18 protein-coding genes and 1 pseudogene are annotated in these 24,126 nt (G+C 59.4%); 10 read left to right on the top strand and 9 right to left on the bottom strand.

What is annotated here, in order from left to right; all coding sequences use genetic code 11:
* Positions 1 to 24: 24 nt before the first annotated feature.
* On the bottom strand, positions 25 to 345 hold the full coding sequence (locus RD1_RS15155; RefSeq protein ID WP_011569416.1) for a hypothetical protein: 321 nt from the start codon (positions 343 to 345) through the stop codon (positions 25 to 27).
* A gap of 122 nt (positions 346 to 467) precedes the next feature.
* On the opposite strand from RD1_RS15155, the gene RD1_RS15160 reads away from it, so the two are divergent.
* The gene (locus RD1_RS15160) at positions 468 to 1,073 is read left to right on the top strand and encodes an OmpW/AlkL family protein (RefSeq protein WP_011569417.1); all 606 of its coding nucleotides are present in this window, start codon (positions 468 to 470) and stop codon (positions 1,071 to 1,073) included.
* A gap of 46 nt (positions 1,074 to 1,119) precedes the next feature.
* Here RD1_RS15160 and RD1_RS15165 read toward each other — a convergent pair whose 3' ends face one another.
* The 3 genes from RD1_RS15165 to RD1_RS15175 all read right to left on the bottom strand — a co-directional run bounded on the left by RD1_RS15165 (position 1,120) and on the right by RD1_RS15175 (position 4,381).
* Positions 1,120 to 2,283 (bottom strand): isovaleryl-CoA dehydrogenase, encoded by a 1,164-nt coding sequence (locus RD1_RS15165; RefSeq protein WP_011569418.1) that lies wholly within the window; start codon positions 2,281 to 2,283, stop codon positions 1,120 to 1,122.
* Between the two features lie 188 nt (positions 2,284 to 2,471).
* Positions 2,472 to 3,668, bottom strand: coding sequence for a DegT/DnrJ/EryC1/StrS family aminotransferase (locus RD1_RS15170; RefSeq protein ID WP_011569419.1), 1,197 nt, complete (start codon positions 3,666 to 3,668; stop codon positions 2,472 to 2,474).
* 47 nt (positions 3,669 to 3,715) lie between these two features.
* A complete protein-coding gene (locus RD1_RS15175) occupies positions 3,716 to 4,381 on the bottom strand; it encodes an HAD-IA family hydrolase (protein ID WP_011569420.1) in 666 nt (221 codons plus the stop codon).
* A gap of 133 nt (positions 4,382 to 4,514) precedes the next feature.
* Here RD1_RS15175 and glmU point away from each other — a divergent pair, with 133 nt between their 5' ends.
* The 6 genes from glmU to RD1_RS15205 all read left to right on the top strand — a co-directional run bounded on the left by glmU (position 4,515) and on the right by RD1_RS15205 (position 11,947).
* Positions 4,515 to 5,867, top strand: a complete 1,353-nt coding sequence (gene glmU / locus RD1_RS15180) for a bifunctional UDP-N-acetylglucosamine diphosphorylase/glucosamine-1-phosphate N-acetyltransferase GlmU (RefSeq protein ID WP_011569421.1) — start codon at positions 4,515 to 4,517, stop codon at positions 5,865 to 5,867.
* Positions 5,868 to 5,869: 2 nt separating this feature from the next.
* Positions 5,870 to 7,690 (top strand): glutamine--fructose-6-phosphate transaminase (isomerizing), encoded by a 1,821-nt coding sequence (glmS, locus tag RD1_RS15185; protein ID WP_011569422.1) that lies wholly within the window; start codon positions 5,870 to 5,872, stop codon positions 7,688 to 7,690.
* A 227-nt stretch (positions 7,691 to 7,917) separates the two neighbouring features.
* Positions 7,918 to 8,472, top strand: coding sequence for a pyridoxamine 5'-phosphate oxidase family protein (locus RD1_RS15190; protein ID WP_011569423.1), 555 nt, complete (start codon positions 7,918 to 7,920; stop codon positions 8,470 to 8,472).
* Between the two features lie 93 nt (positions 8,473 to 8,565).
* A complete protein-coding gene (gene moaA / locus RD1_RS15195; RefSeq protein WP_011569424.1) occupies positions 8,566 to 9,573 on the top strand; it encodes a GTP 3',8-cyclase MoaA in 1,008 nt (335 codons plus the stop codon).
* Between the two features lie 8 nt (positions 9,574 to 9,581).
* Complete coding sequence (locus RD1_RS15200; protein ID WP_011569425.1) at positions 9,582 to 10,877, top strand: 3-deoxy-D-manno-octulosonic acid transferase; 1,296 nt, start codon at positions 9,582 to 9,584, stop codon at positions 10,875 to 10,877.
* Positions 10,877 to 11,947: a glycosyltransferase family 4 protein gene (locus tag RD1_RS15205; protein ID WP_011569426.1), complete on the top strand. Its 1,071-nt coding sequence runs from the start codon at positions 10,877 to 10,879 to the stop codon at positions 11,945 to 11,947. The genes RD1_RS15200 and RD1_RS15205 overlap by 1 nt, the downstream gene beginning before the upstream one ends.
* A gap of 96 nt (positions 11,948 to 12,043) precedes the next feature.
* Here the strand turns inward: RD1_RS15205 and RD1_RS15210 are convergent, their stop codons facing one another.
* The 3 genes and pseudogenes from RD1_RS15210 to RD1_RS15220 form a co-directional block, all read right to left on the bottom strand.
* Positions 12,044 to 13,207: a M20 aminoacylase family protein gene (locus RD1_RS15210; protein ID WP_011569427.1), complete on the bottom strand. Its 1,164-nt coding sequence runs from the start codon at positions 13,205 to 13,207 to the stop codon at positions 12,044 to 12,046.
* Positions 13,208 to 13,562: 355 nt separating this feature from the next.
* Entirely contained in the window at positions 13,563 to 14,726 is a 1,164-nt protein-coding gene (gene argE, locus RD1_RS15215; RefSeq protein WP_011569428.1) for an acetylornithine deacetylase, read from the bottom strand.
* A gap of 102 nt (positions 14,727 to 14,828) precedes the next feature.
* Positions 14,829 to 16,674 (bottom strand): annotated as a pseudogene (locus RD1_RS15220) (ABC transporter ATP-binding protein).
* Between the two features lie 268 nt (positions 16,675 to 16,942).
* Between RD1_RS15220 and RD1_RS15225 the strand changes: the two are divergent.
* The 3 genes from RD1_RS15225 (at position 16,943) to RD1_RS15235 (ending at position 20,772) form a co-directional block, all read left to right on the top strand.
* A complete protein-coding gene (locus RD1_RS15225) occupies positions 16,943 to 18,673 on the top strand; it encodes a peptide ABC transporter substrate-binding protein (RefSeq protein ID WP_011569429.1) in 1,731 nt (576 codons plus the stop codon).
* Positions 18,674 to 18,794: 121 nt separating this feature from the next.
* Positions 18,795 to 19,802 (top strand): ABC transporter permease, encoded by a 1,008-nt coding sequence (locus tag RD1_RS15230; protein ID WP_011569430.1) that lies wholly within the window; start codon positions 18,795 to 18,797, stop codon positions 19,800 to 19,802.
* A complete protein-coding gene (locus tag RD1_RS15235) occupies positions 19,795 to 20,772 on the top strand; it encodes an ABC transporter permease (protein WP_044033184.1) in 978 nt (325 codons plus the stop codon). The genes RD1_RS15230 and RD1_RS15235 overlap by 8 nt, the downstream gene beginning before the upstream one ends.
* A gap of 86 nt (positions 20,773 to 20,858) precedes the next feature.
* Here RD1_RS15235 and RD1_RS15240 read toward each other — a convergent pair whose 3' ends face one another.
* Together RD1_RS15240 and RD1_RS15245 are read right to left on the bottom strand one after the other, a co-directional pair.
* Positions 20,859 to 22,142, bottom strand: coding sequence for a DUF3422 family protein (locus tag RD1_RS15240; RefSeq protein WP_044033494.1), 1,284 nt, complete (start codon positions 22,140 to 22,142; stop codon positions 20,859 to 20,861).
* Positions 22,143 to 22,626: 484 nt separating this feature from the next.
* The gene (locus tag RD1_RS15245) at positions 22,627 to 24,123 is read right to left on the bottom strand and encodes an NAD(P)(+) transhydrogenase (Re/Si-specific) subunit beta (RefSeq protein ID WP_011569433.1); all 1,497 of its coding nucleotides are present in this window, start codon (positions 24,121 to 24,123) and stop codon (positions 22,627 to 22,629) included.
* Positions 24,124 to 24,126: the final 3 nt, after the last annotated feature.

A 24,126-nucleotide genomic window follows, 5' to 3' on the forward strand; every position in this document is an offset into this window, starting at 1 on the left:
GTCTCGTCCCCCGCCTCGGCTCTTTCATGTCTGCGGCGCTTCCAGACGTTGCGGATCAGGCGCCAGTTTCAGCAAACGCCCCATCCGATCAACGGGAAAGTCAAAACGTACCCTATCCGGCCCCGTGCAACTTACGATGATCCAGACCGGGGCCATCCGGCCCGGCTGCGCCGAACAATCCGTGATCCGTGCGCCCTCACCGCCCATTTCAAGATAGCGTGCCGTGTAGGTTTCGATGACATGCGTCTCCGTGAGTGTGGCGCGTATCCAGCCGAGACGAAACCCCCAAACAGCCAGCGCCACCACCAAAGCCCCAAAAGGCACAAACCACACCCAGCGCGGCATTATACCGCGCCCGCCTCTCCGCCAAAATCAGCCGGCGGCATATCGGTTTGACCCATGTCAATGAAGGGGCTGTTCGCTGATGCCATAGGGTCCACGCTAAACTCTGAAAGGCACTTGGAATCATGAAACACACTCTCAAAGCCATCCTTCTTTCCAGCGCGCTTGCCATAGTGGCAGGACCAGTCGTTGCGCAATCGCAAGGGGACTGGACCGTCGCGTTCGGCTTTGGCAACGTCAACCCGAAATCCGGCAACGGCACCCTCGCTGGCGGCGAGGCCGACATTGATGATGACACCCGTCCCATCTTTACCGTCGAGTATTTCATCGCAAACAACATCGGGCTTGAGTTGCTTGTCGCAACACCGTTCGAACACGACATCTCCATTGACGGTATTGGTGGCGCGGGCAGCACCAAACACCTGCCGCCCACATTGTCGCTCAACTATCACTTCCCCACCAACAGCGCATGGAAACCCTATGTGGGTGCGGGTCTGAACTACACGTTCTTTTTCGAAGAGGATTCCGGGCTGGGCGATCTTGAGCTTGATAATTCCTTCGGCTTGTCCCTGCAGGCCGGTCTCGACTACATGATCAGCGACACCGGTGCCGTGCGGCTGAACGTGCGCTGGTTTGACATCGACGCCGATGCCGAACTCAACGGCAGCAAAATCGGCACCGCCGAGATTGACCCCGTGCTGATCGGTGTCTCCTACGTGCACAGGTTCTGAACATCGCTGCGCGAGGGGGCGGCCTGACCCGGATACCATCATAGGGTCAGGCCATCGCCGCCATCAGTTCGCGCCCCACCAGCATCCGGCGGATTTCAGAGGTGCCTGCGCCAATCTCCATCAGTTTGGCATCCCGGAACAACCGCGCCGCCGGGCTGTCGGACAGAAACCCCGCACCGCCCATGGCCTGCACTGCCTGATGGGCCTGTTTCATCGCCTCTTCGGAGGCATAAAGGCAGCAGGCAGCCGCATCCTGCCGCGTCACATCCCCCCGATCACAGGCTTTCGCGACCTCGTAGACATAGGCCCGCGCGGAATTCATGGCCGTATACATATCCGCGATCTTGCCCTGCATCAGCTGAAAACTCCCGACCGGCTTGCCGAACTGTTTGCGCTCGGCCAGATAGGGCATCACCACATCCATACACGCCGCCATGATGCCCGTCCCGATCCCGGCCAGAACCACCCGCTCGTAATCCAGCCCCGACATGAGAACCGCGACCCCGCGACCCTCTTCGCCCAGCACGTTTTCGAACGGAACTTCCACATCGTCAAAGATCAACTCGGCCGTGTTCGATCCGCGCATGCCAAGCTTGTCGAAATGCGGGGATGTGGAAAACCCGGCCATCTCTTTTTCAACGATAAAGGCCGTGATGCCATGCGCCCCGGCATCAGGATCGGTTTTGGCATAGACCACAAGGGTGGCGGCCTCGGGACCATTGGTGATCCAGTATTTGTTGCCGTTTAGGCGATAATGATCGTTGCGTTTTTCTGCACGCAATTTCATCGACACGACATCAGACCCCGCCCCGGCCTCTGACATGGCCAAAGCGCCCACATGCGCGCCGGAGATCAGTTTTGGCAGGTATTTCTCTTTTTGCGCAGCGGTCCCGTTCAGGTTTATCTGATTGACGCAGAGGTTTGAATGCGCGCCATAAGAGAGCGACACCGACGCACTGGCCCGCGCGATTTCCTCGATCACAATCGTATGCGCCAGATAGGTCATTCCCGCGCCGCCGAACCGCTCATCTACCGTGATCCCTAAAAGGCCCAGCTCACCCATCTCGCGCCATAAATCAGCGGGAAAATCGTTCTTTTCATCAATCTCAGCCGCCAAAGGGGCCACGCGCTCCTGCGCCCAGCGGTGCACCATATCACGCAGCGCATTTGTATCCTCGCCCAGATCAAACTGCATCGCTGCGTTAAACATCACATAAACCTTCTGAAAAACCGACTGCTCGGCAATTTTGAGTGTCCCGACGCAGCCTAGTCCTGGCCTGATTTTCGGTCAAGCGACGCATCTCATGGAAGCACTGCCCTCGGGTCTGGCCGTTTTGGGCCCGCGCCCAAAACCAAATAAAAAAGAATGCAGGCGGCGCAGCCGCCTGCGCCGCCGGATCACGCAGCCTTTTGATAGACCAACCCGACCTCAGCGCGAATGATCTCGGAAATAAGCGCACAATCCTCCAGCGAAAACGTCAGCGGCACCCGCATGTCGACAACACCGGCCAAGATCCGGTCCGTCGCAGGCATTGCCGCGGGTTTCGCATAGCGCCAACTGTCATAGCGGCTGGTAAAGGCGACTGGTTCGGGTGCGCCAAACCACTTCAACTCAACCCCGCGCGCGGCGCAGCGCGCCACCACGTCGCGCACCGCATCGGCAGGCCAATTGCGCAACAGGAACTGGATGGAGGATCCGACAATCGTCTCCTGTGCAGGGCGGTCGATCACCTGAAGACCCGGCGTGTCGCGCAGGCCCTTTTCCAGCGTGTAATACCGTTCGTTCCAGCGTCGGCATTGGGCATCAAGATCGGCCACCTGCGGGCGCAGGATCGCGGCACGCAGGTTATCCATGCGCCCCGATATATTCGGCGTCTCATAGCGGATCGTTTCAAAGGCTTCCCTGGGGGGCGCCGCCAGATGGCGTTCATAGAGCATATAGCTCCCCGACATCATCACGGCGCGGGCCGCAATATCCGAATCATCCGTCACCAGAAACCCGCCCTCACCGGAATTCACATGTTTATAGGTCTGACAGGAATAGCACCCCACGGCCCCAAACCGGCCCGATGGCACCTCTTTCCACGCCGCGCCCATCGTGTGGGCGCAATCCTCGATCACTTTTACGCCTGCCCGGTCACAGATCGCCATCAACCGATCCATGTCACAGATATGCCCGCGCATATGGCTGAGCAGGAGAACATCCGCCTGCCCGATCTTGGCCTGCAGATCCTCAAGGTCGATGGTCAGGCTCTCGGTCACACCGACAAATACCGGCTCTGCGCCAACCGAGGCAATCGCACCGGGCACGGGCGCCAGCGTGAAGGCATTTGACAGTACCTTGTCACCCGGCTTGACCCCAAGGGCGCGCAGGGCCGTGCCCATGGCATACCCACCTGATGCCACGGCCAAACAGTACTTCGCCCCGACATATGCCGCAAATTCCTGTTCCAGCAGGGCCGTTTCGCTTATTTCGCCCTCGGCTGTGTTATAGCGGTGCAATCGACCATGCCGCAGCACCGCCAGGGCGGCCTCGATACCCGCTTCGGGAATGGGGTCCTGCTGAGTAAAGCTGCCGGTGAATTTTTCGCTCATTGCCTTGGTCTCCCTTGCAAAAACAGTGGCCCCTGCGCCCCCGCGCGTCAAGTCAGAAGCCTGTCCACCATATCGGGCAACGCCTCGTAATGTTCCAGCAGCGCCTCAGGCTCCAGCGCGGCCATATCTTCTCCCGCAGGGCCAAATGTGACCAAGACACTAGGCACGCCCGCCGCGCGCGCCGTGTTGCGGTCGGTGTCGGAATCGCCAATCAGCACACAGCGGCGCGGATCGCCCCCGGCGCGCCGCGCCGCTTCAAACAGCGGTTCGGGGTCAGGTTTGCGCACAGGCAGCGTATCCGCCCCCACGAGCGAGCCAAAGACATCGCGAATCCCAAGGTTTTGGAGCAATAGCTGCGCCAGCCCTTCCGGCTTGTTGGTACAGATGCCAACACCGTACCCGCGCCCCTTGAGCACCTCAACGGCATCCATCGCCCCGGGATAAACGGTGGTGAACCGGTCGATCTGCGCGCCATATGCCTCAAGCAGTACGGGATAATAGCGGTCAATCGTCGCCTCATCCTCGGGCCGACCCAAACGCGCCATGCCAAGGCGCAACATCGCCCTGCCCCCGCGCAGCGCCGTTCCCTGATCCACATCCGGTTTGAGCAAATCACCCGCGCCCATGTCGCGAAAACAGGTATTGGCCGCTGCAATCAGATCACCACTGGTGTCAGCAAGCGTGCCATCGAGGTCAAAAATGACTGTCTTCATCAATTCCTTTACCTTTTGTCGCGAGAAAGCGCGCAGGATTATTGCAACCCGCAACCTTCTTTGATCCACCGTGGCTTGCGCCGCGCGATTTAGCGGATAAACAGACCGGCGACAGAACACAAAGAGAATTCGCATGAAAACAGCATTGGTCATCCTTGCGGCGGGCAAAGGCACGCGTATGAATTCCGACCTGCCCAAGGTGCTGCATCCGCTGGCGGGTGCCCCCCTGCTTATTCATGCGATGCAATCGGGGGCCAGCCTTGGCCCAAGCCGAACGGTCATCGTCGCTGGTCACGGCGCGGAACTGGTGCAAAAAGCGGCGCTGTCGCATGACGCCTCCGCCATCATCGTTCAGCAAACCGAACAACTCGGCACCGGACATGCCGCGAAACAGGCGCAGGACGCGCTCAAAGGGTTTGACGGTACTGTGGTTGTGCTTTTTGGGGACACGCCTTTTGTCAGCCCCGATACCCTGTCCGCCATTTGCGACGCCCAACGCTCGGCCGACGTCGTGGTTCTCGGGTTTGAAGCCGCGGATCCCGCGCGCTATGGGCGACTGGTGATGGATGGCGCGCAGCTTGATCGCATCGTGGAGTATAAAGACGCCACAGAGGCAGAGCGCGCGATCACCCTGTGCAACAGTGGCGTTGTCGCCTGCAATGGAACGCGTCTGTTTGAATTGCTCGAAGCGGTGGACAATGACAATGCCGCGGGCGAATTCTACCTGCCCGATATCGTGGGCGTGGCGCGGGCACGGGGGCTGACAGCGGCCGTTGTGACGTGTGACGAAAGCGAGACGCTGGGGATCAATTCACGCACAGAGCTGTCAGCGGCAGAGGCCGCGTTTCAAGAGCGCGCCCGCACAAACGCCTTTGAAAACGGCGTCACCCTGCCCGCGCCCGGAACCGTTCATTTCGCCTTCGACACGGTCGTTGGCCGCGACACGCTTATTGAACCAAACGTCGTTTTTGGCCCCGGTGTGACCATTGAAAGCGGCGCAACCATCCGCGCCTTCTCGCACCTCGAAGGGTGCCATGTGGCGCGCGGCAGTGTCGTTGGCCCTTACGCGCGCCTGCGCCCCGGCGCGGAACTGAGCGAGAACGTGCGCGTGGGCAACTTTGTGGAGGTCAAGAACGCCCGCATCGGAACCGGCACGAAAATCAATCACCTCAGCTACATCGGTGATGCGACCTTGGGCGAATATACAAACGTGGGCGCCGGCACGATCACCTGTAACTATGACGGGGTCTTGAAACACCATACCGAGATCGGAAACCATGTCTTTATCGGGTCAAACACCATGCTGGTTGCCCCTGTGCAGATCGGTGATCACGCCATGACGGGCAGCGGGTCGGTGATCACCTCCGATGTCGAGCCCGAAGCGCTGGCCCTTTCGCGCGCCCCGCAAATCGAAAAACCCGGCATGGCGACAAAAATCATTAACTTGCTGAGGGCCAAAAAGGCCAAGCAACAGAGAGGCAGCTGACCATGTGTGGTATTGTTGGCGTTCTGAGCAAACATGAAGCAGCCCCCATCCTCGTTGACGCGCTCAAGAGGCTGGAATATCGCGGCTACGACAGCGCAGGTATCGCTACCGTCAACGCAGGCAAGCTGGATCGCCGCCGCGCGGTCGGCAAACTGGTGAACCTGTCGGACCTGCTGGTCCATGAACCGCTGGTCGGCAAATCAGGCATTGGCCATACCCGCTGGGCCACACATGGCGCGCCGAGTGTGAGCAACGCGCACCCCCATCAGGCGGGACCAGTCGCGGTTGTGCACAACGGCATCATCGAGAATTTCCGCGAATTGCGCGCGGAACTGGCCGAAAACGGCATGCAATTCGTGACCGAAACGGATACGGAAACGGTCGCCCTTTTGACGCAGCACTTCATGGCCCAAGGTCTCGGCCCTGTCGATGCGGCCTTTCATGCGCTGGACAAGCTGCGCGGGGCCTTTGCGCTTGCCTTTCTCTTTGACGGTGAGGACGATCTGATCGTCGCCGCGCGCAAGGGCTCACCGCTGGCAATCGGACATGGCGCGGGTGAGATGTTCATCGGCTCCGATGCGATTGCGCTGGCCCCGATGACCAACGAAATCACCTATCTGGAAGAAGGCGACCGCGCTGTGCTCACACGCACCAGCCTGCAGATCACCGACGCTGCGGGAAACCCTGCAACCCGCGCAGTCAAGACCATCCAGATCGACAACACCCGCATCGACAAGGCCGGTCACAAACACTTCATGGCCAAGGAAATCGCTGAGCAACCCGGGGTGATTGCGCAGGCTCTGGGGCATTACATTTCCAGCGACGGGCAAATCATCCTGCCCAAACCCGACATTGATTTTACCGCCATCGACCGGTTGACAATGGTGGCCTGTGGCACGGCCTATTACGCCTGCCTGACGGCGAAATACTGGTTCGAGCAGATTGCGCGCATCCCGGTCGAAGTGGATGTGGCCTCCGAATTTCGCTACCGCGAGCCGCCGATCCCGGCGCGCTCGGCTGCGCTGTTCGTCAGCCAGTCCGGTGAAACTGCCGATACGCTGGCCGCCCTGCGCTACTGCGCCGGCAAGAGCGATACGATCCTGTCCGTGATCAACGTCCCCGAAAGTTCCATCGCGCGGGAAAGCGATCTGGTGCTGCCGATCCATGCGGGTGTCGAGGTTGGCGTCGCTTCCACAAAAGCGTTCACATGCCAACTGACGGTCTTGTTGCTTCTGGCGCTGCGTGCCGCGCAGGACCGCGGTGAGGTGGATGCCAAAACGCTCGCACGGCATCTGTCCGATCTGCGCGATCTGCCCAATATCGTCAGCACGGCACTCGGGGCCAATGCCGAAATGCATCAGGCCGCGATCAAGCTGTCCGAGGCCCGCGATGTACTGTTTCTGGGGCGCGGACTGATGTACCCGCTCGCATTGGAAGGGGCATTAAAATTAAAGGAAATCAGCTATATACATGCCGAAGCCTATGCAGCAGGTGAACTCAAACATGGCCCTATCGCGCTGATTGACAAACATGTGCCCGTGGTCGTGATGGCACCCCGCGATGCGCTGTTTGAAAAGACCGTCAGCAACATGCAGGAGGTGATGGCGCGCAAAGGGCGGGTCATCCTTGTATCTGACGCCACCGGTATTGAAGAGTTCGGACAAGAGGCTTTCGCAACGATTGAAATGCCGCAGATTTCATCGGTTTTGACACCCATCCTATACGCGATACCCGCCCAACTGCTGGCCTATCACACCGCTGTGGCCAAAGGAACGGATGTGGATCAACCACGCAACCTGGCAAAGTCGGTGACGGTCGAGTAGCAAATCCGGCGCGCAGGCGTGTCGCCGCCCCGCGCAGGGTGCGATTTCAAATCGCTGCGGCCCCGCAACAGCCTGCAAAGCCCAGCGATGACCTGAAAAAACAATTCTGGCGCAGCCTCAAGTACTTGGGTTTTGCAAAAAACCGCGCCACATGCGATGAAACTCAGGCGATCGACGCAAACCCGAACCCCGGGCCGGCACTTTCTGATCATGACACGGAGAACCCTGTGGCCACACAATATGAAAACCTCAACGACACCCTGACGAAATTCATCGCGGCTCAGCATCTCTTTTTCTGCGCCACGGCAGGCCCCGGTGGGCGGGTGAATGTGTCCCCGAAAGGGATGGACAGCCTGCGTGTTCTGGGACCAGACCGTATCATCTGGCGCAACCTCACCGGGTCGGGGAATGAGACCGCAGGGCATCTTGCCCAGATCAACCGCATGACCCTGATGTGGTGCGGGTTCGAGAAAAAACCCTTGATCCTGAGGGTTTACGGAACGGCGCGCACGCTGCACCCGCGCGATGGGGATTTTGACGCATTGAACAGCGAATTTCCACCATCCATCGCCGCGCGCCAGATCTACGATGTCACGATTGACATGGTACAGACCAGTTGCGGCTACGCGGTGCCGTTCATGGACTACGCAGGCGAGCGCGATGTGTTGGCCAATTGGGCAGAGGATAAGGGCCCGGACGGCATCGCGGAATACTGGGAAACGCGCAATCAAACCACGATTGACAACGATCCCACCTTCATTCTCTCCCCCGTCAAAGGGTAGGCCGTTTCAAACGCGGCGGGCGTGACACGATCGCACGCCACTTTTGACGTTATATGCTTGCCGCCCCGCGCGCGGACCATTACTTGTTAATGCATGAATGCTCCGTTGATTGATCCCTTCGCCCGCGCGATCACATACCTGCGTGTTTCCGTAACCGATCGTTGCGATTTTCGCTGCGTCTATTGCATGTCGGAAAACATGACGTTCCTGCCCAAGAAAGAGTTGCTGACGCTCGAAGAGCTTGACCGCATGTGTTCGACCTTTGTGGGCCTCGGCGTGGAAAAGCTGCGGATCACCGGCGGGGAACCTTTGGTGCGCAAAGGCATCATGACTTTTTTCCAAAGCATGTCGCGCCACCTTGATGCGGGCACCTTGAAAGAGTTGACGCTGACCACGAATGGCAGCCAACTCGAACGGTTTGCCGCAGACCTCTATGCGGCGGGTGTGCGGCGGGTCAATGTATCGCTTGACACGTTGGACGAACAGAAATTTGCAGATATCACGCGCTGGGGACGCCTGCCTCAGGTACTGCGGGGCATTGATGCGGCTCTGGCGGTCGGCATGCGGGTCAAGCTGAACGCTGTTGCGCTGAAGAACTTCAATGAAGATGAGTTGCCCACGATCACCGAGTGGTGCGCCGCGCGCGGCGTCGATCTGACGTGGATCGAGGTGATGCCGATGGGCGACATCGGAAACGAGGACCGGCTGGATCAGTATTGGTCGCTCAAAGACGTGCGCGCACGTTATGCCGAACATTACACCGTCACCGATCTGGCCGAACGAACCGGCGGTCCTGCGCGCTATGTCAGGTTGGAGGAGACAGGTCAGAAAATCGGCTTCATCACGCCGCTCAGCCACAATTTCTGCGAAAGCTGCAATCGCGTGCGCCTGACCTGCACCGGAGAATTGTTCATGTGCCTCGGCCAGGAAGACGCCGCCGATCTGCGCGCGCCGCTGCGCGCCCACCCGGAGGATGATGCCCCGCTGCAAGAGGCGATCCGCGCCGCCATCGCACGCAAGCCCAAGGGCCATGACTTTGACTACTCGCGCCAGCGCCTTGACGGTCAGATGCCGCGCCACATGAGCCATACGGGCGGCTGACCTGCGCCATGCGCCCCCCTTTGCTCTACCATCTCTATGTCGGTGCAACGGCGCTGCTCGTCCCGTTCTTTGCCTGGATTGAAACCCGGAAATTGCGCGCCGCAGGCGTATCAATCCTGCGCGCGCATGAAAAACTGGGCCATGCCACGGCCACCCGCGCAGGCGCCGGCCCGCTGATCTGGTTCCATGCAGCCTCGGTTGGCGAAAGCATGTCGGTCCTGTCACTGATCGGTGAAATGGGGCGGCAGATGCCGCGCGCCCATTTTCTGATCACCTCTGGCACGGCCACATCGGCCAAGATGGTGGCAAACCACCTGCCCCCGCGCACGGTGCACCAGTTTGCCCCCCTTGATGCGCCCGGTCCGGTGCGTCGGTTCATCCGGCACTGGCGTCCGGAGTGTGTGGTTTTCGTGGAAAGCGAGCTGTGGCCTCAAATGCTGCGCCTGACGCGGGACAGCGGCGCAAAGATGATCCTTGTGAACGCCCGCCTGAGTGCGACCTCGCAAAAGGCATGGCAGCGGCGGCCCAAAACGGCGGCCTTCGTGCTGGGCACGTTCGATCTGATCCTGACCCAGAACGACGAGATGGCGCAGGCGATGGTGGATATGCACGCCCCTGCCGATCGGGTGGCGCGTGGCATCAACCTCAAATCACTGGCGGCCCCCTTGCAGCAAAACCCTGAAACGCTTGCAAAAATTCGCACCAGCCTGAAAGGCAGGCGTGTGTGGGTCGCGGCCTCAACCCACAAGGGCGAAGAGGAAATCGTGTTGCGCGCGCATGTCCGGCTTTTGGCAGATAATCCGGATCTTCTGTTGCTCCTGGCACCGCGCCACCCCGAGCGCAGCAAGGAGGTCGTGCAATTGATCGAGGAAGAGGGGTTGAGTTTCCGTGTGCGCTCGCAGGATGAGTTACCGGGCAACCGCAACGTCTATCTTGCCGATACTTTGGGCGAGTTGGGCAATTGGTATGCTCTGTCCAACGCCATTTTCCTTGGTGGGTCGCTGAAACCTATTGGCGGGCATAACCCGTTTGAGGTCACGCTGAGCGGGTCGGGTGTCATCTCCGGTCCGGAGGTTTTCAATTTCAGCGAAACATATGCCGAGATGACCCAAGCCGGTGTCGTGCAATTCGTCAAGGATGATGCGGAACTGGCCCAAGCGGTTGACAAGATGCTCAACGACACCGCGGTGATGGAAGCGACGGGCCGGGCCGCGCGCGATTATGTGCGCGGCAAGTCATCCCAGACCAGCACGATTGCCACGCGGCTGATCCGTGCGCTGGATTTGCAAGGTGAGGTCCGCTGATGTCCCCTGCCCAGATCCCCGCCCTTCGAGAGATCGAGGTGATTGCGCCCAATTTCAAACGGCGGCATTCCGGCGTCACATCGACCGTCATCCGTCTTGTGCCGTTGCAGGCGCGCGACATCGCGATTGTGGCTTCGGGCCCTGACCTGCCCGGCGAAGTGCCCAACCTGCCCCCCCGTGGATTGCTGCGCCTGCCCCGCTCCGGCCCCTCTGGCGCGCGCGTCTGGCATGCCCGGCGCAATGTGGAAATGGTCGCCGGGCTGGCGCTGAAATATCTTGCGGGGAAACGGTTGAAACTGCTTTTCACCTCCGCCGCGCAGCGCCGGCATACGGGCTTTACCCGCTGGCTCATTCGCCAGATGGATGCGGTCATCGCCACATCCGCGAAATCGGCGGGCTACTTGGAACGCGACGCAACTGTCATACACCACGGTATCGACACCGTGCTTTTCAGCCCTGTCGAGAACCGGGAGGCTCTGCGCGCCACACTTGATTTGCCAGTGGATGGCCCTTTGGTCGGCTGTTTCGGGCGCATTCGCCATCAGAAAGGCAACGATCTTTTTATCAAAGCGATGATCAGCATCTTTTCTGAGGTGCCCCACGGCAGGGCGCTGATGATGGGTCGCGCGACCGAAGAGCATAAAACCTATCTGCAGGAGCTCAAGGATGAGGTCGCAGCCGCCGGGTTGTCAGACCGCATCCTGTTTCGCGATGAGGTGCCAATCGACCAACTGTCGCTGCATTTTCAGGCGCTTGACTTATACATTGCACCGCAGCGTTGGGAGGGCTTTGGCCTGACACCGCTGGAGGCCATGGCGTGCGGCGCGCCCGTGGTCGCCACACGCGTCGGCGCGTTTGAAGAGCTGATCGAGGACGGCGTGACCGGTAATCTGGTCGAGGTTGATGATGTTGACGCGATCACAGCCAACTTGCGGCGACTGCTGGTCGATGAAGAGATGCGCGCCAGTTTTGCCACGGCCGCACGTGAAAACGTGGTCAAGAATTTTTCAATCGAGAAGGAAGCCGCGTCCATTCTCCACATCTACCATGGTCTGCTCGGGCGCGCTTGACGCAAGGCAGTTGGCCCTTGCACCTGACGACATACCGTCATGAATTCTTGGAATCCGGGGCAGCGGTGTGGACGGGTCAGGATTTCACATGACGCTTCAGGCCGCCGGCATGCGTTGTTCCACGATTTCGGCCCACCAGCTACACCCGGCGGGAATGGCGTCGTCGTCGAAATTATATTCGGGATGATGGAGCCGCGCGCTCGCGCCATTGCCCATCAGAATATAGGCACCGGGACGCTCTTCAAGCATGAAGGCGAAATCCTCGCCCCCCATGACCAATTCCGCATCCGCACAATCGCCCGCAACTTTCTTGGCCACCTCGGCTGCAAACTCGGTCTGCGCCGGATGGTTCACCGTCACGGGATAGTTGCGCATATAGTTGATCCGGCCCTTTGCGCCAAAATTCTCTGCTGTCCCTTCGACGATTTTTGTCAGCCGCTCTTCGACCACGTCTCGCATCGCGGTGCTCATGGTGCGCGCTGTGCCTTTCAGCGTAACCGTCTGCGGGATCACGTTATAGGCATGCGATGAAGTCTCAAACGAGGTGATCGACATGACCACCTGCTCAATGGGGTCCGCGTTTCGGCTTGCGATGGATTGGGCCGCCACAACGATGTGACTGGCGACCAACGTGGGGTCAATCGTCTGATGCGGGAAGGCTGCATGCCCGCCTTTGCCCTCGATCTCAATTTCGAAAATATCGGTGGCTGCGAAAAACGCACCCTGACGGATCGCAAACTTGCCTGTCTCGAGACCGGGCCAGTTGTGCATGCCATAGACTTCCTGAATACCGAAGCGGTCCATCAACCCGTCTTCGCACATCTCGCGCCCACCACCGCCCCCCTCTTCGGCGGGCTGAAAAATCACAATGGCCGTCCCATCAAAATTGCGCGTTTCGCACAGATATTTCGCCGCCCCCAGCAGCATCGCCGTATGCCCGTCGTGACCACAGGCGTGCATCTTGCCGGGCACAGTTGAGGCATAATCCACGCCGGTCTCTTCGGGAATGGGCAAGGCATCCATATCCGCACGCAACCCGACCACATGGCCCGAGCTGTCAGTGCGGCCCTTTATCACGCCAACCACACCCGTGCGCCCGATCCCGGTCACCACCTCATCGCACCCAAAGGCCGCAAGTCTCTCCGCCACCAGCGCTGCCGTGCGGTGCGTATCAAACTGCAGTTCGGGATGTGCGTGCAGATCCTGACGCCACGCAGCGATTTCAGACTGAAGCTCGGAAAATCGGTTCTTGATGGGCATCAGAGGTCTCTCCTGAAGGGCGATATGGATCAGGGTTTGCCAGTTATGACCGCGCGGAGCAAGCGCCTCGCGCAAATCGGCGTCGGCATTGGTTTCAGCGGCCAGCCGATGCCGGGATTGATCGGGCTCTGACATGGTGCGCACCTCGCCCGGGGTGGCGGCTCGCCTGGCCCGCATGGTGTTGGTTGTAACAGGGCAATGGCGCACTGCTTTGCCCTGTTTTCAGCAGCATCGCCCGTTGTCCATCATCTGCCACAAAACGTGCCGTGGCACCACCCAGGTCACAAAACGCGTCCCGTGCCAGCCTGTGCCTCGCTGCACATACCCCGTTCAAGAAAAGATGCGACGCACGCCCTTATCTGCAAAGCCGCGCGATCAGGCGCTGCATAAAACCATGACCGGCGTCGAATTGTGCCTTGGTGATGAATTCGTTGGGCTGATGGGCTTGCGCAATATCCCCCGGCCCGCAGATGATCGCTGAATATCCGGCCTCCTGAAACTGTCCGGCTTCGGTGCCATAGCTCACCACATGGCTTGCGTTGTCACCGGTCAGACTGCGCACCAGTGTTTCCGCCTCGCCATTTTCCTCCGGGGCGAGGGCGGGCACATTGAACCTTTCGCTGATCTCGATGAATGTGTCAGGGACGATGGCTTGCATCTGCCGTTCCACATCCGCGACAACATCGCGGTAGCGCGCCTCCCATTCGGCCTTGGATTCTCCGGGCACGACCCTGAAATCCATCGCAAAATTGCAATCCTTGGCCGTGATGTTATGCGCCGTTCCGCCACTGATCTGCCCCACATGAAGCGTGGTGTAAGGTGGGTCGAAGGCTTGCGCCAGAACGCCGGGCACCGCATCGCGATTTGCGGCGTTCGTGGCATTCGCCCATTCGATCAGCTTGGCCCCGAACATGATGGCATTCACGCCCCGGTCCATCAGAGAGCTGTGCACTTCAAAGCCCCGGATATGCGTATCAAAGCCGCTGCCCCCCTTGTGACCCGACACCGCCTGCATCATCGACGGCTCGCCCACGATGACGGCAGCGCCCTTTGGCAGGACGGGTTGCATCGCGTCGATCATTGGGGGCGCACCGGTGCAGCCGACCTCTTCATCAAAGCTCAGCGCGATTTGCAGCGGTCGTTTAACGCCGGCATACTGCGCTTCGACGAGGGCCCAGATGGCCAGCGCGTCAAACCCCTTCATGTCGCAAGTACCCCGGCCAAAATACTTGCCGTCTTTTTCCACCACCTCGAACGGGTCGCTATCCCAGGGCTGGCCATCCACCGGCACGACATCCGTGTGCCCCGACAACACAATTGCGCCTTCCTGCCAGGGTCCGACATGCGCAAACAACGCGTGCTTGGGCTGTTCGGGGTCAATGTAACGGTGGCTTTCGATGTTGTGGCTCGCCAGATACCCGGCAACCCAGTCGATCAACGGAATATTCGTGTCTCTGCTCACCGTGGGAAAAGCGACGAGCCGCTGCATCAGTTCGAGCGGCGAAAGGCGGTCGGTCATCGTCCATATCCTCCATAAATCACAGCGACACGGCCCGCGATAAACGCGCCCACGGCCCGCGCCAACATTTGAATTCCAACAGCAGGCACCTTCGGGGCGGGCCTAATAGCCACTGTCCGTTTCCAGAATCCTGTGGCCCGGCGCGACCTCGCGATAGACAGAGGGTTCAGGCTCATATCCCACCGGATGAATAGGCGAGGGAATGGGCTTGAAATTCAGATCTTTTTCGTCTTTGCGCTGACGCGGGTCCGCAATCGGCACAGCTTTCATCAGGGCCTGCGTGTAGGGGTGTTGTGGGTTTTCAAAGACGCTGGCGCGCGGCCCGAGTTCTACGATCCGACCCAGATACATGACGCCGACATGATGGCTGACACGCTCGACGACGGCCATGTCGTGGCTGATGAACAGGAATGAAATGCCCAATTCGGATTGCAGTTCCATCATCAGGTTCAGCACCTGCGCCTGCACCGACACATCCAGTGCGGAAACCGCCTCATCCGCGATGATCAGCTTGGGGTTCAGAGCCAGAGCCCGCGCAATCGCCACGCGCTGACGCTGCCCGCCTGACAACTCATGCGGAAAACGGCGCATGAAACTGCGCGGCAGTTCCACCCGGTCAAACAGCATCGCAACCCGGTCCGCGACCGCCTGCCCCTTGAGCGTGCCGTAATTGCGGATCGGCTCCGCGACCTGATCGGCCAGTTGCATTTGCGGGTTCAGCGAGGCGAAAGGGTCCTGAAAGATCATCTGCATGTCAAGCCGCGCCGCGCGCAAGCCTTTGGCATCCAATGCCATGATGTCCTTGTCGCCCAGCCGGACCTCCCCCGCCATCGGATCAACCAGCCGCAGGATCGAGCGGCCAGCGGTCGATTTTCCACAGCCGGATTCCCCCACAAGGCTCAGCGTCTGGCCCTTGTTGATGGTGAAGGACAAGTCCTCAACCGCATGAACATTTGCCACCGTCCGGCGGAAAAACCCGCCTTTGACCGGAAAGCGGGTGATCAGGTTCTTGACGCTCAACAACACCTCATCCCTACCCGGGATCGGGTTGATCGCGCGGCCTTCACGCCCGAGCAGCTTCATCGGTTCGGGAAACCGTTTGCCCGTCATTTCCCCCAATTTGGGCACGGCAGCCAGCAGTGCCTTGGTGTAGGGGTGTTGCGGGTTTTCAAAGATGGTTTCGACCGGGCCCTCCCTCGACCTTGTTGCCGCGAAACATCACAACCACACGGTCCGCCATCTGCGCCACGACGGCCATGTCATGGGTGATAAACATCACCGCCGTGCCCGTTTCGCGCTTGAGACGGTCCATCAGGGCCAGAATTTCCGCCTGAATGGTGACGTCGAGCGCTGTCGTGGGTTCATCCGCGATCAAAAGCCGGGGCTTGCAGGCCAGCGCCATGGCGATCACTACCCGTTGGCGCATGCCCCCCGACAACTCATGTGGATATTGCGTCAGCCGCCGTTCAGGTTCCGGTATCCGAACCTCGCGCAGCAGTTCCAGCGCGCGTGCCTCGGCCTCGCTCCGGTTGAGCTTTTTGTGCAAGCGCAATCCTTCGGTCAACTGCCGACCCACCGTAAAGACCGGGTTGAGCGCCGTCATCGGTTCCTGAAAGATCATGCCGATCTCATTGCCGCGAATGCTGCGCATCACCTCGGGATCGGTATTGGCGAGGTCGATATCTGCCGCTTCCGCCCGGTCAAACAGCAGTTGACCGCCGGTGATCGCACCGCCACCGAATTCCACCAGCCGCATCAGCGACAGGGACGACACGGATTTGCCGGACCCGCTTTCCCCGACCACGCAGACGGTCTCACCGGGGTTGATGTCAAATGACACGTTTTCAACCCCCAGCACGGGGCCATCCTTGGTCTGAAACTCCACCCTCAGCCCCTTGATCTGCGCGATCGGATGGATGTCCTGGCCCTGCATTTCGTGATCTAGCATATGCGCCTCAGCTCCTTGTTTGACGACGCTAAGGCCAAGAACGCACAACTGTCAAACTTAAGGCGGCTGTTTCGACTGTTTGCGGTATCACAACCCTTGCATTTTCTCAGAAACATGCTGTGATACTCCTAAGCGCACAGTGGAGCGCGTTTTAATAAGGCAGGCGGTTGCGCGCCAGCCCAAATCGCCCCCACCCGGTCGCTCAACAAAAAGGCGTCTTGAACGCATGGGAACAACCGGCATTTCGGTGTCCAATTGGGAGAATATTATGAAACTGAAAACATTACTGATGGGCGCAGTCGCGACCGCCAGCTTTGCCCCCGCCGTCCTTGCCGACGGGCATGAGGGCGAACGCGGACGCGACGGGCAGCTCAATATCATTTACTGGCAAGCCCCCTCGACGCTGAACCCGTTTTTATCCGGGGGCACCAAGGAAAACGAAGCGGCAAGCCTCGTGCTGGAATCCCTCGCCCGGTTCAATGAAATGGGCGAGATGGTCCCTTGGCTGGCCGAAGACATCCCGACGGTCAAAAACGGCGGCGTTGCAAAGGATCAGACCTCGATCACCTGGACATTGCGTGAGGGCCTTGTCTGGTCCGATGGCACCGCTGTTACGGCTGATGACATCCTGTTCACTTATGAATATTGCACACACCCCGAAAGCGGTTGCGCATCGCTGAGTTACTTTGACGGCATCAGCGCGATTGAAGCTGTCGGTGAGCGTGGTGTCAAAATCAGTTTCGACACCCCCAAACCGTTCCCCTATACGGCCTTCGTAGGGGCAGAAGCCCCGATCCTGCAAAAAGCGCAATTTCAGGAGTGCCTTGGTGCGCGCGCCCCCGAATGCACCGAAGCCAATTTCGGCCCCATCGGGACCGGCCCTTTCGTGGTTGAGGAATTCCGCCCCAATGACGTGATTACCTATGTGGCCAATGAAAACTACCGCGATGCGAGCAAACCTGCCTTTGCCCGGGTCACGCTGAAAGGTGGCGGCGATGCGGCGGCGGCGGCGCGTTCGGTGCTGGAAACAGGCGAATTCGACTACGCCTGGAACCTGCAGCTTGCCCCCGATGTTCTGTCGCGCATGGAAGAAGCCGGCAGGGGCACCGTGATCACCGCCTACGGCACGTCGGTCGAGCGGCTGCACCTGAACCAGACCAATCCGGATCCATTGCTTGGCCCGGATCAACGCTCTGTCTTCATGAACGGCGAAAACGCGCATCCCTTCCTTACGGATCCGGCGGTGGGTCAGGCGCTTTCCATGGCCATTGACCGCGCCTTGATTGATGAAATCGGATATGGCGCCGGCGGGCAGCCGACCTGCAACGTGCTCCCCGCCCCCGAACTTTACGCCTCAACTGCCAATGATGCCTGCCTCGTACAGGACATTGAGGGCGCAAACGCCGTTCTCGATGCGGCAGGCTGGGTTGACACGAATGGCAATGGCGTGCGGGACAAGGACGGGGTCGAATTGTCCATCCTGTTCCAGACATCCACCAACGCCGTGCGTCAGGACACGCAGGCCCTGATCAAGGATTGGTGGCGTCAGATCGGTGTCGAAACCGAATTGCGCAATATCGACGCATCGGTCTTCTTTGGGGGCGATCCCGGTTCCCCTGATACGTTCCAGAAATTCTATGCCGATGTGGAAATGTATACCAACAACTTTGCCGGGGTTGATCCCGAAGCCTATATGGGCAACTGGGTCTGCGCCGATATCCCACGCCCGCAAACGCAGTGGCAGGGAAACAACATCCAACGGTTCTGCGACCCGGAATATGACGCTTTGGTGCAGCAGATGTCCACCACCACCGATCTCGCGGAACGCGGCGAACTGGCAAGGAAAATGAATGACATGCTCGTGCAAAGCTGGTCGATCATTCCGCTGATACACCGCGGCAGCCCCTCAGCACATGCCAACACCCTGGGCGGGATCAAGATGTCCGACTGGGACAGCGAACTGTGGAACATCGCGGATTGGTACCGCAAGGACGGCTGAATGACACATGTGCAGGGCATCCGCTTTCGGCCTGCCCTGCACCCTGAACACGACCGACCCGATTGCCAGAAGGCAAGACGGCCCGCACCAATAGCAAGAACGACGCAATGAAAGCGCAGGCATGCTGACATACACCATCAGGCGACTGGTTCTTGCAATCCCGACGCTGCTTTTCATCAGCATCGTCATTTTCCTGCTGTTGCAACTGGCACCGGGCGATCCGATGTCACAGGTTCCGCTGACGGTGCCACCCGAAGTCAAACAGCTGATGCGCGAGGCGCTTGGCCTTGGTGAGCCGATCCATGTGCAATACTGGAAATGGCTGGTGCAGTTCTTCTGGGTCGAACCGCAGGTACTGATCGACCATTGGTTCGGCACATCGTTTTCCGAAGGCAAGCTACGTGTCATCTCTTGGCAGACTCGCTCACCGGTGATGGACATCGTCATCCAGCGGCTGCCACAAACCCTCTGGGTGGTTGGCATGTCCTATATCGTGGGTATCCTGATTGCCCTGCCGATCGGGATTTACTCGGCATACAAACAATACTCGCTCTTTGATCAGGCCGGGACATTCGTTTCCATGATCGGCTTTTCGATCCCCCCGTTCTTCTCCGGCGTTCTGGTCATCGTGATCTTTTCGGTGAACCTCGGCTGGTTGCCCTCGATCTATGACACCACCCACGAGGTCACGGACTGGGCAAGCTTCAAAGTGCAGCTGCAACAGATGATCATGCCTGTCATGGTGCTCGCCCTGCAAACCACCGCGCAGATCAGCCGCTTCATGCGCGCCTCGATGCTCGACAACCTCAATCAGGATTATGTGCGCACAGCCCGCGCAAAGGGCCTCAAGGAGAGCGTCGTGGTCATGGTGCATGTGCTGCGCAACTCGATGATCCCGATCATCACGGTGATCGCTCTGGGCGTGCCGTCGATTTTTGGCGGCGCCATCATCACCGAAACCCTGTTTAAGGTGAACGGGATTGGTCAATTGCTGCTCACCGCACTTTTTGCCAATGATTTGCCGATGGTCATGACGCTCACCTTCATTTTCGCCATCCTGATCGTATTTTTCAACCTGATCGCAGATGTGCTCTACGGCGTTCTTGACCCGAGGATCCGCTATGACTGATCAGAATACGGAAATCGAAAGCTTCGGCGCGCTCAAGGACAAGGAACCGCAGAAAGAACCGCGCTCCCAGTGGAAAGACGTCTGGGATCAGTTCCGCAAGCACAAGGGCGCGTTGATCGGGGGTGGCTTTCTGGCCTTCATCACGCTTTTTGTACTGCTCGGCCCACTGATCTGGCAGGTGGATGCAAAGGCGCTGGACATCCGCAACAAGGATTTGCGCCCCATTTACACAGCGCTCTGGGACGCCGATGCCAAGGTGCTGTGGTCACGCCCGCTTGGCACGGACAACCTTGGTCGCGATATCATGGCGACGCTGATCGCGGGCGGTCAGGCCTCTCTTGCGGTGGGCTGGGCTGCCATGGTGCTGTCCTTGCTGATCGGTACAGCCGTCGGGGTGATCGCTGGTTATTTCAAACGTCTCGACGGCGTTCTGATGCGCATCACGGACCTGTTTTTATCACTGCCGATCCTGCCTCTGTTGCTGGTCGCGGTAACGCTGTTTCGCCAACCACTGCGCGCGGCCTTCGGCCCCGAAGGCGGCATGTTCATCCTGATCGTCGGCGTCATCGGGATCACATCCTGGATGCCGACGGCGCGGATCGTCCGGGGCGAAATCCTCGCCCTGAAGGAGCGGGAGTTCGTCCTCGCTGCCCGCTCGATCGGCACCACACCATTCCTGATCATACGCCGCCACCTGCTGCCCAATGTGATCTCACCAATCATGGTCTCGGCGACCCTTGGCCTTGCCACGGCGATCATCACGGAAAGCGCATTGTCTTTCCTCGGCGTCGGGTTCCCCTCGGATTTTCCAACCTGGGGCAAGCTCCTATCCGATGCCGTCCCCCGCATGGAAGAATTCCCCGAACGTGTGATGCTGCCCGGTATATTGATCTCCCTGACGGTCTTATCCGTCAATTACCTGGGCGATGGGCTGCGCGACGCCCTCGACCCCCGTATTCGCGGACGCTGACACAGCACCGATATGGGACGGCGGGCGGGGCGTCTTTCGCGCAGCGCAAAGAGCGCCGCTGCGCCGCCCCCCGAAACACGGCTGATCTATTCGACCTTGGCCCTCAAGCGCCGGATGGCCCACCAGACAAACGCCACAACCGGCAAGGTGACCAATGCGCTCAGCGTGCCCTTGGTGATGCCCGTCGCCTGCGCCATGGGGTACAGGGTATAGCCAACCAGCGACACCGCGTAATAACTGATCGCAACCACAGACAGCCCCTCAACCGTGCGCTGCAACCTCAGTTGCAGATCCGACCGTTGGTCCATGCTTTCCAGCAAGGCCTGATTCTGCGCTGAGCGCTCCACATCCACCCTTGTCCGCAACAGGTTCGAGGCGCGGATAGAACGGCTCGACATCGCTTCCAGCCGACGCTCTGCCGAGGTCACGGTCCGCATCGCCGGCGCATAGCGCCGCATCATGAATTCCGCAAAGTGCTGTCGGCCCTGAAACCGCTCTTCACGCAGCGCCTCGATGCGCTGATTGACGAGCGCCTCATAGGCCCCCGTCGCCCCGAACCGAAAAGAGGATTGCGCAGACAGCGTCTCAAGTTCGGCCGATATGGACAAAAGATCATTCAACGTCTCTTCGGCGCTGGCCTTGTCATCCGACATCGCACTCATCAGGCCGGTCAGCTGCGTATCCAGCGTGTTCAGCTTTGGCTGCAACGACCGGACCCGCGCGAACCCCAGCATCGACATGGACTTATAAGTCTCGATCTCACACAGCCGCTGTACAATCCGCCCGACACGGCGCTCATTCGTCCCGGCATTTGCAAAGACCGCAAAACGCAGGTGTCCGTTCTCATCTATGCGAAAGTCGCCCGCCACAACTCCTGAATTGTCCAGCACGCAGGCTGCGGCAAGGCTCTCGGTCACAAACCACTCATCCAGGTTTTCGGTGATTTCAGCGTCGGTTTCCGGGCGCTCGCGAATGTCGATCAGAACGGATGTCACCCGCTGCCCCGGGGCCTGTTCCAGCCAATCGCCCGGAAAGACCTCGAATTCCGCCGGATCAAACGCGCGTTTCGGCGCACTTTCGCGAAAAACCGTATAGGTCACAAACTCCGTATGCTGCTCCCATTTGAGCCAGTGCTTGCCAATCTGACCATAGTAATGCGTGGCCCCCGGTTGCGGGTGGGGCGCACCATAGCGATCCAGCAGCGCGATCAGATGCTCCAGATCCTTCTGCCGGTCACGGCTGACGGCGTCATTGGGCTGCTTGATCGCGATATAGGCCGCAGAACAGGGCGCCTCCATGGATGGAAAGGGCCGCGCATGCAGTTCATTCGCCATTTTATAGCGCAGCGGGTGATCGTCGATTGGCGGCATCAAAAACATCTCCAGTCTGCAGTGAGGGATAGCGTAGAAGCAAACGATGTCAATTATTTTCTGAATAGTTTTCAATATGTTAACGGAGTGCAATCGTATACTGCCCACTGACTGACCGGCCTTGAGCCTCCCAAAAACCACCGTGTCAGCGCAACTTAGAGCGTCTGACGAAATACCTGAAACATCGCATATCACGTAACGCGTTGAAATCCTTGATTTCAGGCAGCGTTACGTGATTCAGGTTTTTCGCATGACGCTTTAGCGGCAAACCTTCGGCTGAAGCTCTGAGGCACCAAGCGAACATCGGTGCCACACGCTGCGGCAACCGCGTGCCAAAAGTGCACTGCCCCAATGAGCAACCTCACCGGCCATACCGCCCGCGTCACGGCACCAATCAATTGAAAAAGCCCGACACCAATGTGCCGGGCTTTCATTCATTTCACACGCGCGCCCCGGTCGCGCAAAGCGCGCAGGCGCATCGAACCTAGTCAATCATCGGCAAAAGCTTGTCGAGGCTGGCCTTGGCATCGCCGTAGAACATCCGCGTGTTGTCCTTGAAGAACAACGGATTTTCGATCCCCGAATAGCCTGTGCCCTGCCCGCGCTTGGACACGAACACCTGCTTTGCCTTCCAGCATTCCAGCACCGGCATCCCGGCGATGGGCGAGTTCGGATCATCCTGCGCCGCCGGGTTCACGATGTCATTGGACCCGATCACGATCGCCACATCCGTGTCCGGGAAATCATCGTTGATTTCGTCCATCTCCATCACGATGTCATAGGGCACCTTTGCCTCCGCCAGCAGCACGTTCATGTGACCGGGCAAGCGCCCCGCCACCGGGTGTATCGCAAAACGAACGTTTTTACCCTTGGCGCGCAATTTACGCACCAATTCGGCGACACCCTGCTGCGCCTGCGCCACAGCCATACCATATCCGGGGATGATGATGACGCTGTCAGCTTCATTCAGGGCCGTGGCAACACCGTCCGCTTCAATGGCGACCTGCTCACCCTCAACCGCCATCTGTTCGCCCGCAGGGCCACCAAAGCCACCGAGGATCACGCTGACAAAAGACCGGTTCATCGCCTTGCACATGATGTAGGAGAGGATCGCACCGGAGGAGCCGACAAGCGCGCCGACCACGATCAACAGATCGTTGCCGAGCGAGAAACCGATCGCCGCCGCCGCCCAGCCGGAATAGCTGTTGAGCATCGAAACGACCACGGGCATATCCGCCCCGCCGATCCCCATGATGAGGTGATAGCCGATGAACAGCGCAAGCAACGTCAACAGCACAAGCGTCCAGCTGCCAGAGCCGCCGAGGTACATCGCGGCAAAAAGCAATGACAATGCCGCCGCACCTGCGTTCAACAAATGGCCGCCCGGCAGTTTCTTGGCCGATGTGTCCACCTTGCCCGCCAGTTTGCCATAGGCAATCACCGACCCTGTGAAGGTGACTGCACCGATCCAGATGCCCAGCACCAGTTCGACTTTGAGGATGTTGATCTCGACATTGGATTTCTTGGCGATCAGCTGCCCGAAGGAGGACAGCCCGTCATAGATTTCCTTGGGCAGGCCGATGGCGGTGTAACCATCCGGCCCCACAGCCCCCAATACGCCACCGTTTTCCACGAAAAGCGCACTCATATTGTTGATCATGATATCCGCGTTAAAGCCGACAAAGACCGCCGCAAGCCCCACAAGGCTGTGCATGATGGCCACAAGTTCGGGCATCTGCGTCATCTGTACCTTGGTGGCCAGTTGATACCCCACGGCAGCGCCCAGCGCGATCAGCACGATCGTCACCACGCCAAGACCCTGACCGGGCCCGATCAGCGTCGCCACAACAGCGATGGCCATACCGACAATGCCGTACCAAACGGCGCGTTTTGCGCTTTCCTGACCGCTCAGACCGCCAAGGCTGAGGATAAAGAGAACCGCCGCAACCGCATAGGCTGCAATAGTAAATCCGAATTCCATTGT

The sequence above is a fragment of the Roseobacter denitrificans OCh 114 genome (genome assembly GCF_000014045.1).
Taxonomy (GTDB): Bacteria; Pseudomonadota; Alphaproteobacteria; order Rhodobacterales; family Rhodobacteraceae; genus Roseobacter; species Roseobacter denitrificans.

Coding starts and splice junctions, on each gene's coding strand:
- RD1_RS15225 (WP_011569429.1), top strand. CDS start 16,943: ATGAAACTGAAAACATTACTGATGGGCGCAGTCGCGACCGCCAGCTTT.
- RD1_RS15175 (WP_011569420.1), bottom strand. CDS start 4,381: ATGAAGACAGTCATTTTTGACCTCGATGGCACGCTTGCTGACACCAGT.
- RD1_RS15230 (WP_011569430.1), top strand. CDS start 18,795: ATGCTGACATACACCATCAGGCGACTGGTTCTTGCAATCCCGACGCTG.
- RD1_RS15160 (WP_011569417.1), top strand. CDS start 468: ATGAAACACACTCTCAAAGCCATCCTTCTTTCCAGCGCGCTTGCCATA.
- argE (WP_011569428.1), bottom strand. CDS start 14,726: ATGACCGACCGCCTTTCGCCGCTCGAACTGATGCAGCGGCTCGTCGCT.
- RD1_RS15210 (WP_011569427.1), bottom strand. CDS start 13,207: ATGCCCATCAAGAACCGATTTTCCGAGCTTCAGTCTGAAATCGCTGCG.
- glmU (WP_011569421.1), top strand. CDS start 4,515: ATGAAAACAGCATTGGTCATCCTTGCGGCGGGCAAAGGCACGCGTATG.
- RD1_RS15200 (WP_011569425.1), top strand. CDS start 9,582: ATGCGCCCCCCTTTGCTCTACCATCTCTATGTCGGTGCAACGGCGCTG.
- RD1_RS15240 (WP_044033494.1), bottom strand. CDS start 22,142: ATGCCGCCAATCGACGATCACCCGCTGCGCTATAAAATGGCGAATGAA.
- RD1_RS15245 (WP_011569433.1), bottom strand. CDS start 24,123: ATGGAATTCGGATTTACTATTGCAGCCTATGCGGTTGCGGCGGTTCTC.
- RD1_RS15155 (WP_011569416.1), bottom strand. CDS start 345: ATGCCGCGCTGGGTGTGGTTTGTGCCTTTTGGGGCTTTGGTGGTGGCG.
- RD1_RS15170 (WP_011569419.1), bottom strand. CDS start 3,668: ATGAGCGAAAAATTCACCGGCAGCTTTACTCAGCAGGACCCCATTCCC.
- RD1_RS15165 (WP_011569418.1), bottom strand. CDS start 2,283: ATGTTTAACGCAGCGATGCAGTTTGATCTGGGCGAGGATACAAATGCG.
- RD1_RS15235 (WP_044033184.1), top strand. CDS start 19,795: ATGACTGATCAGAATACGGAAATCGAAAGCTTCGGCGCGCTCAAGGAC.
- RD1_RS15205 (WP_011569426.1), top strand. CDS start 10,877: ATGTCCCCTGCCCAGATCCCCGCCCTTCGAGAGATCGAGGTGATTGCG.
- moaA (WP_011569424.1), top strand. CDS start 8,566: ATGAATGCTCCGTTGATTGATCCCTTCGCCCGCGCGATCACATACCTG.
- glmS (WP_011569422.1), top strand. CDS start 5,870: ATGTGTGGTATTGTTGGCGTTCTGAGCAAACATGAAGCAGCCCCCATC.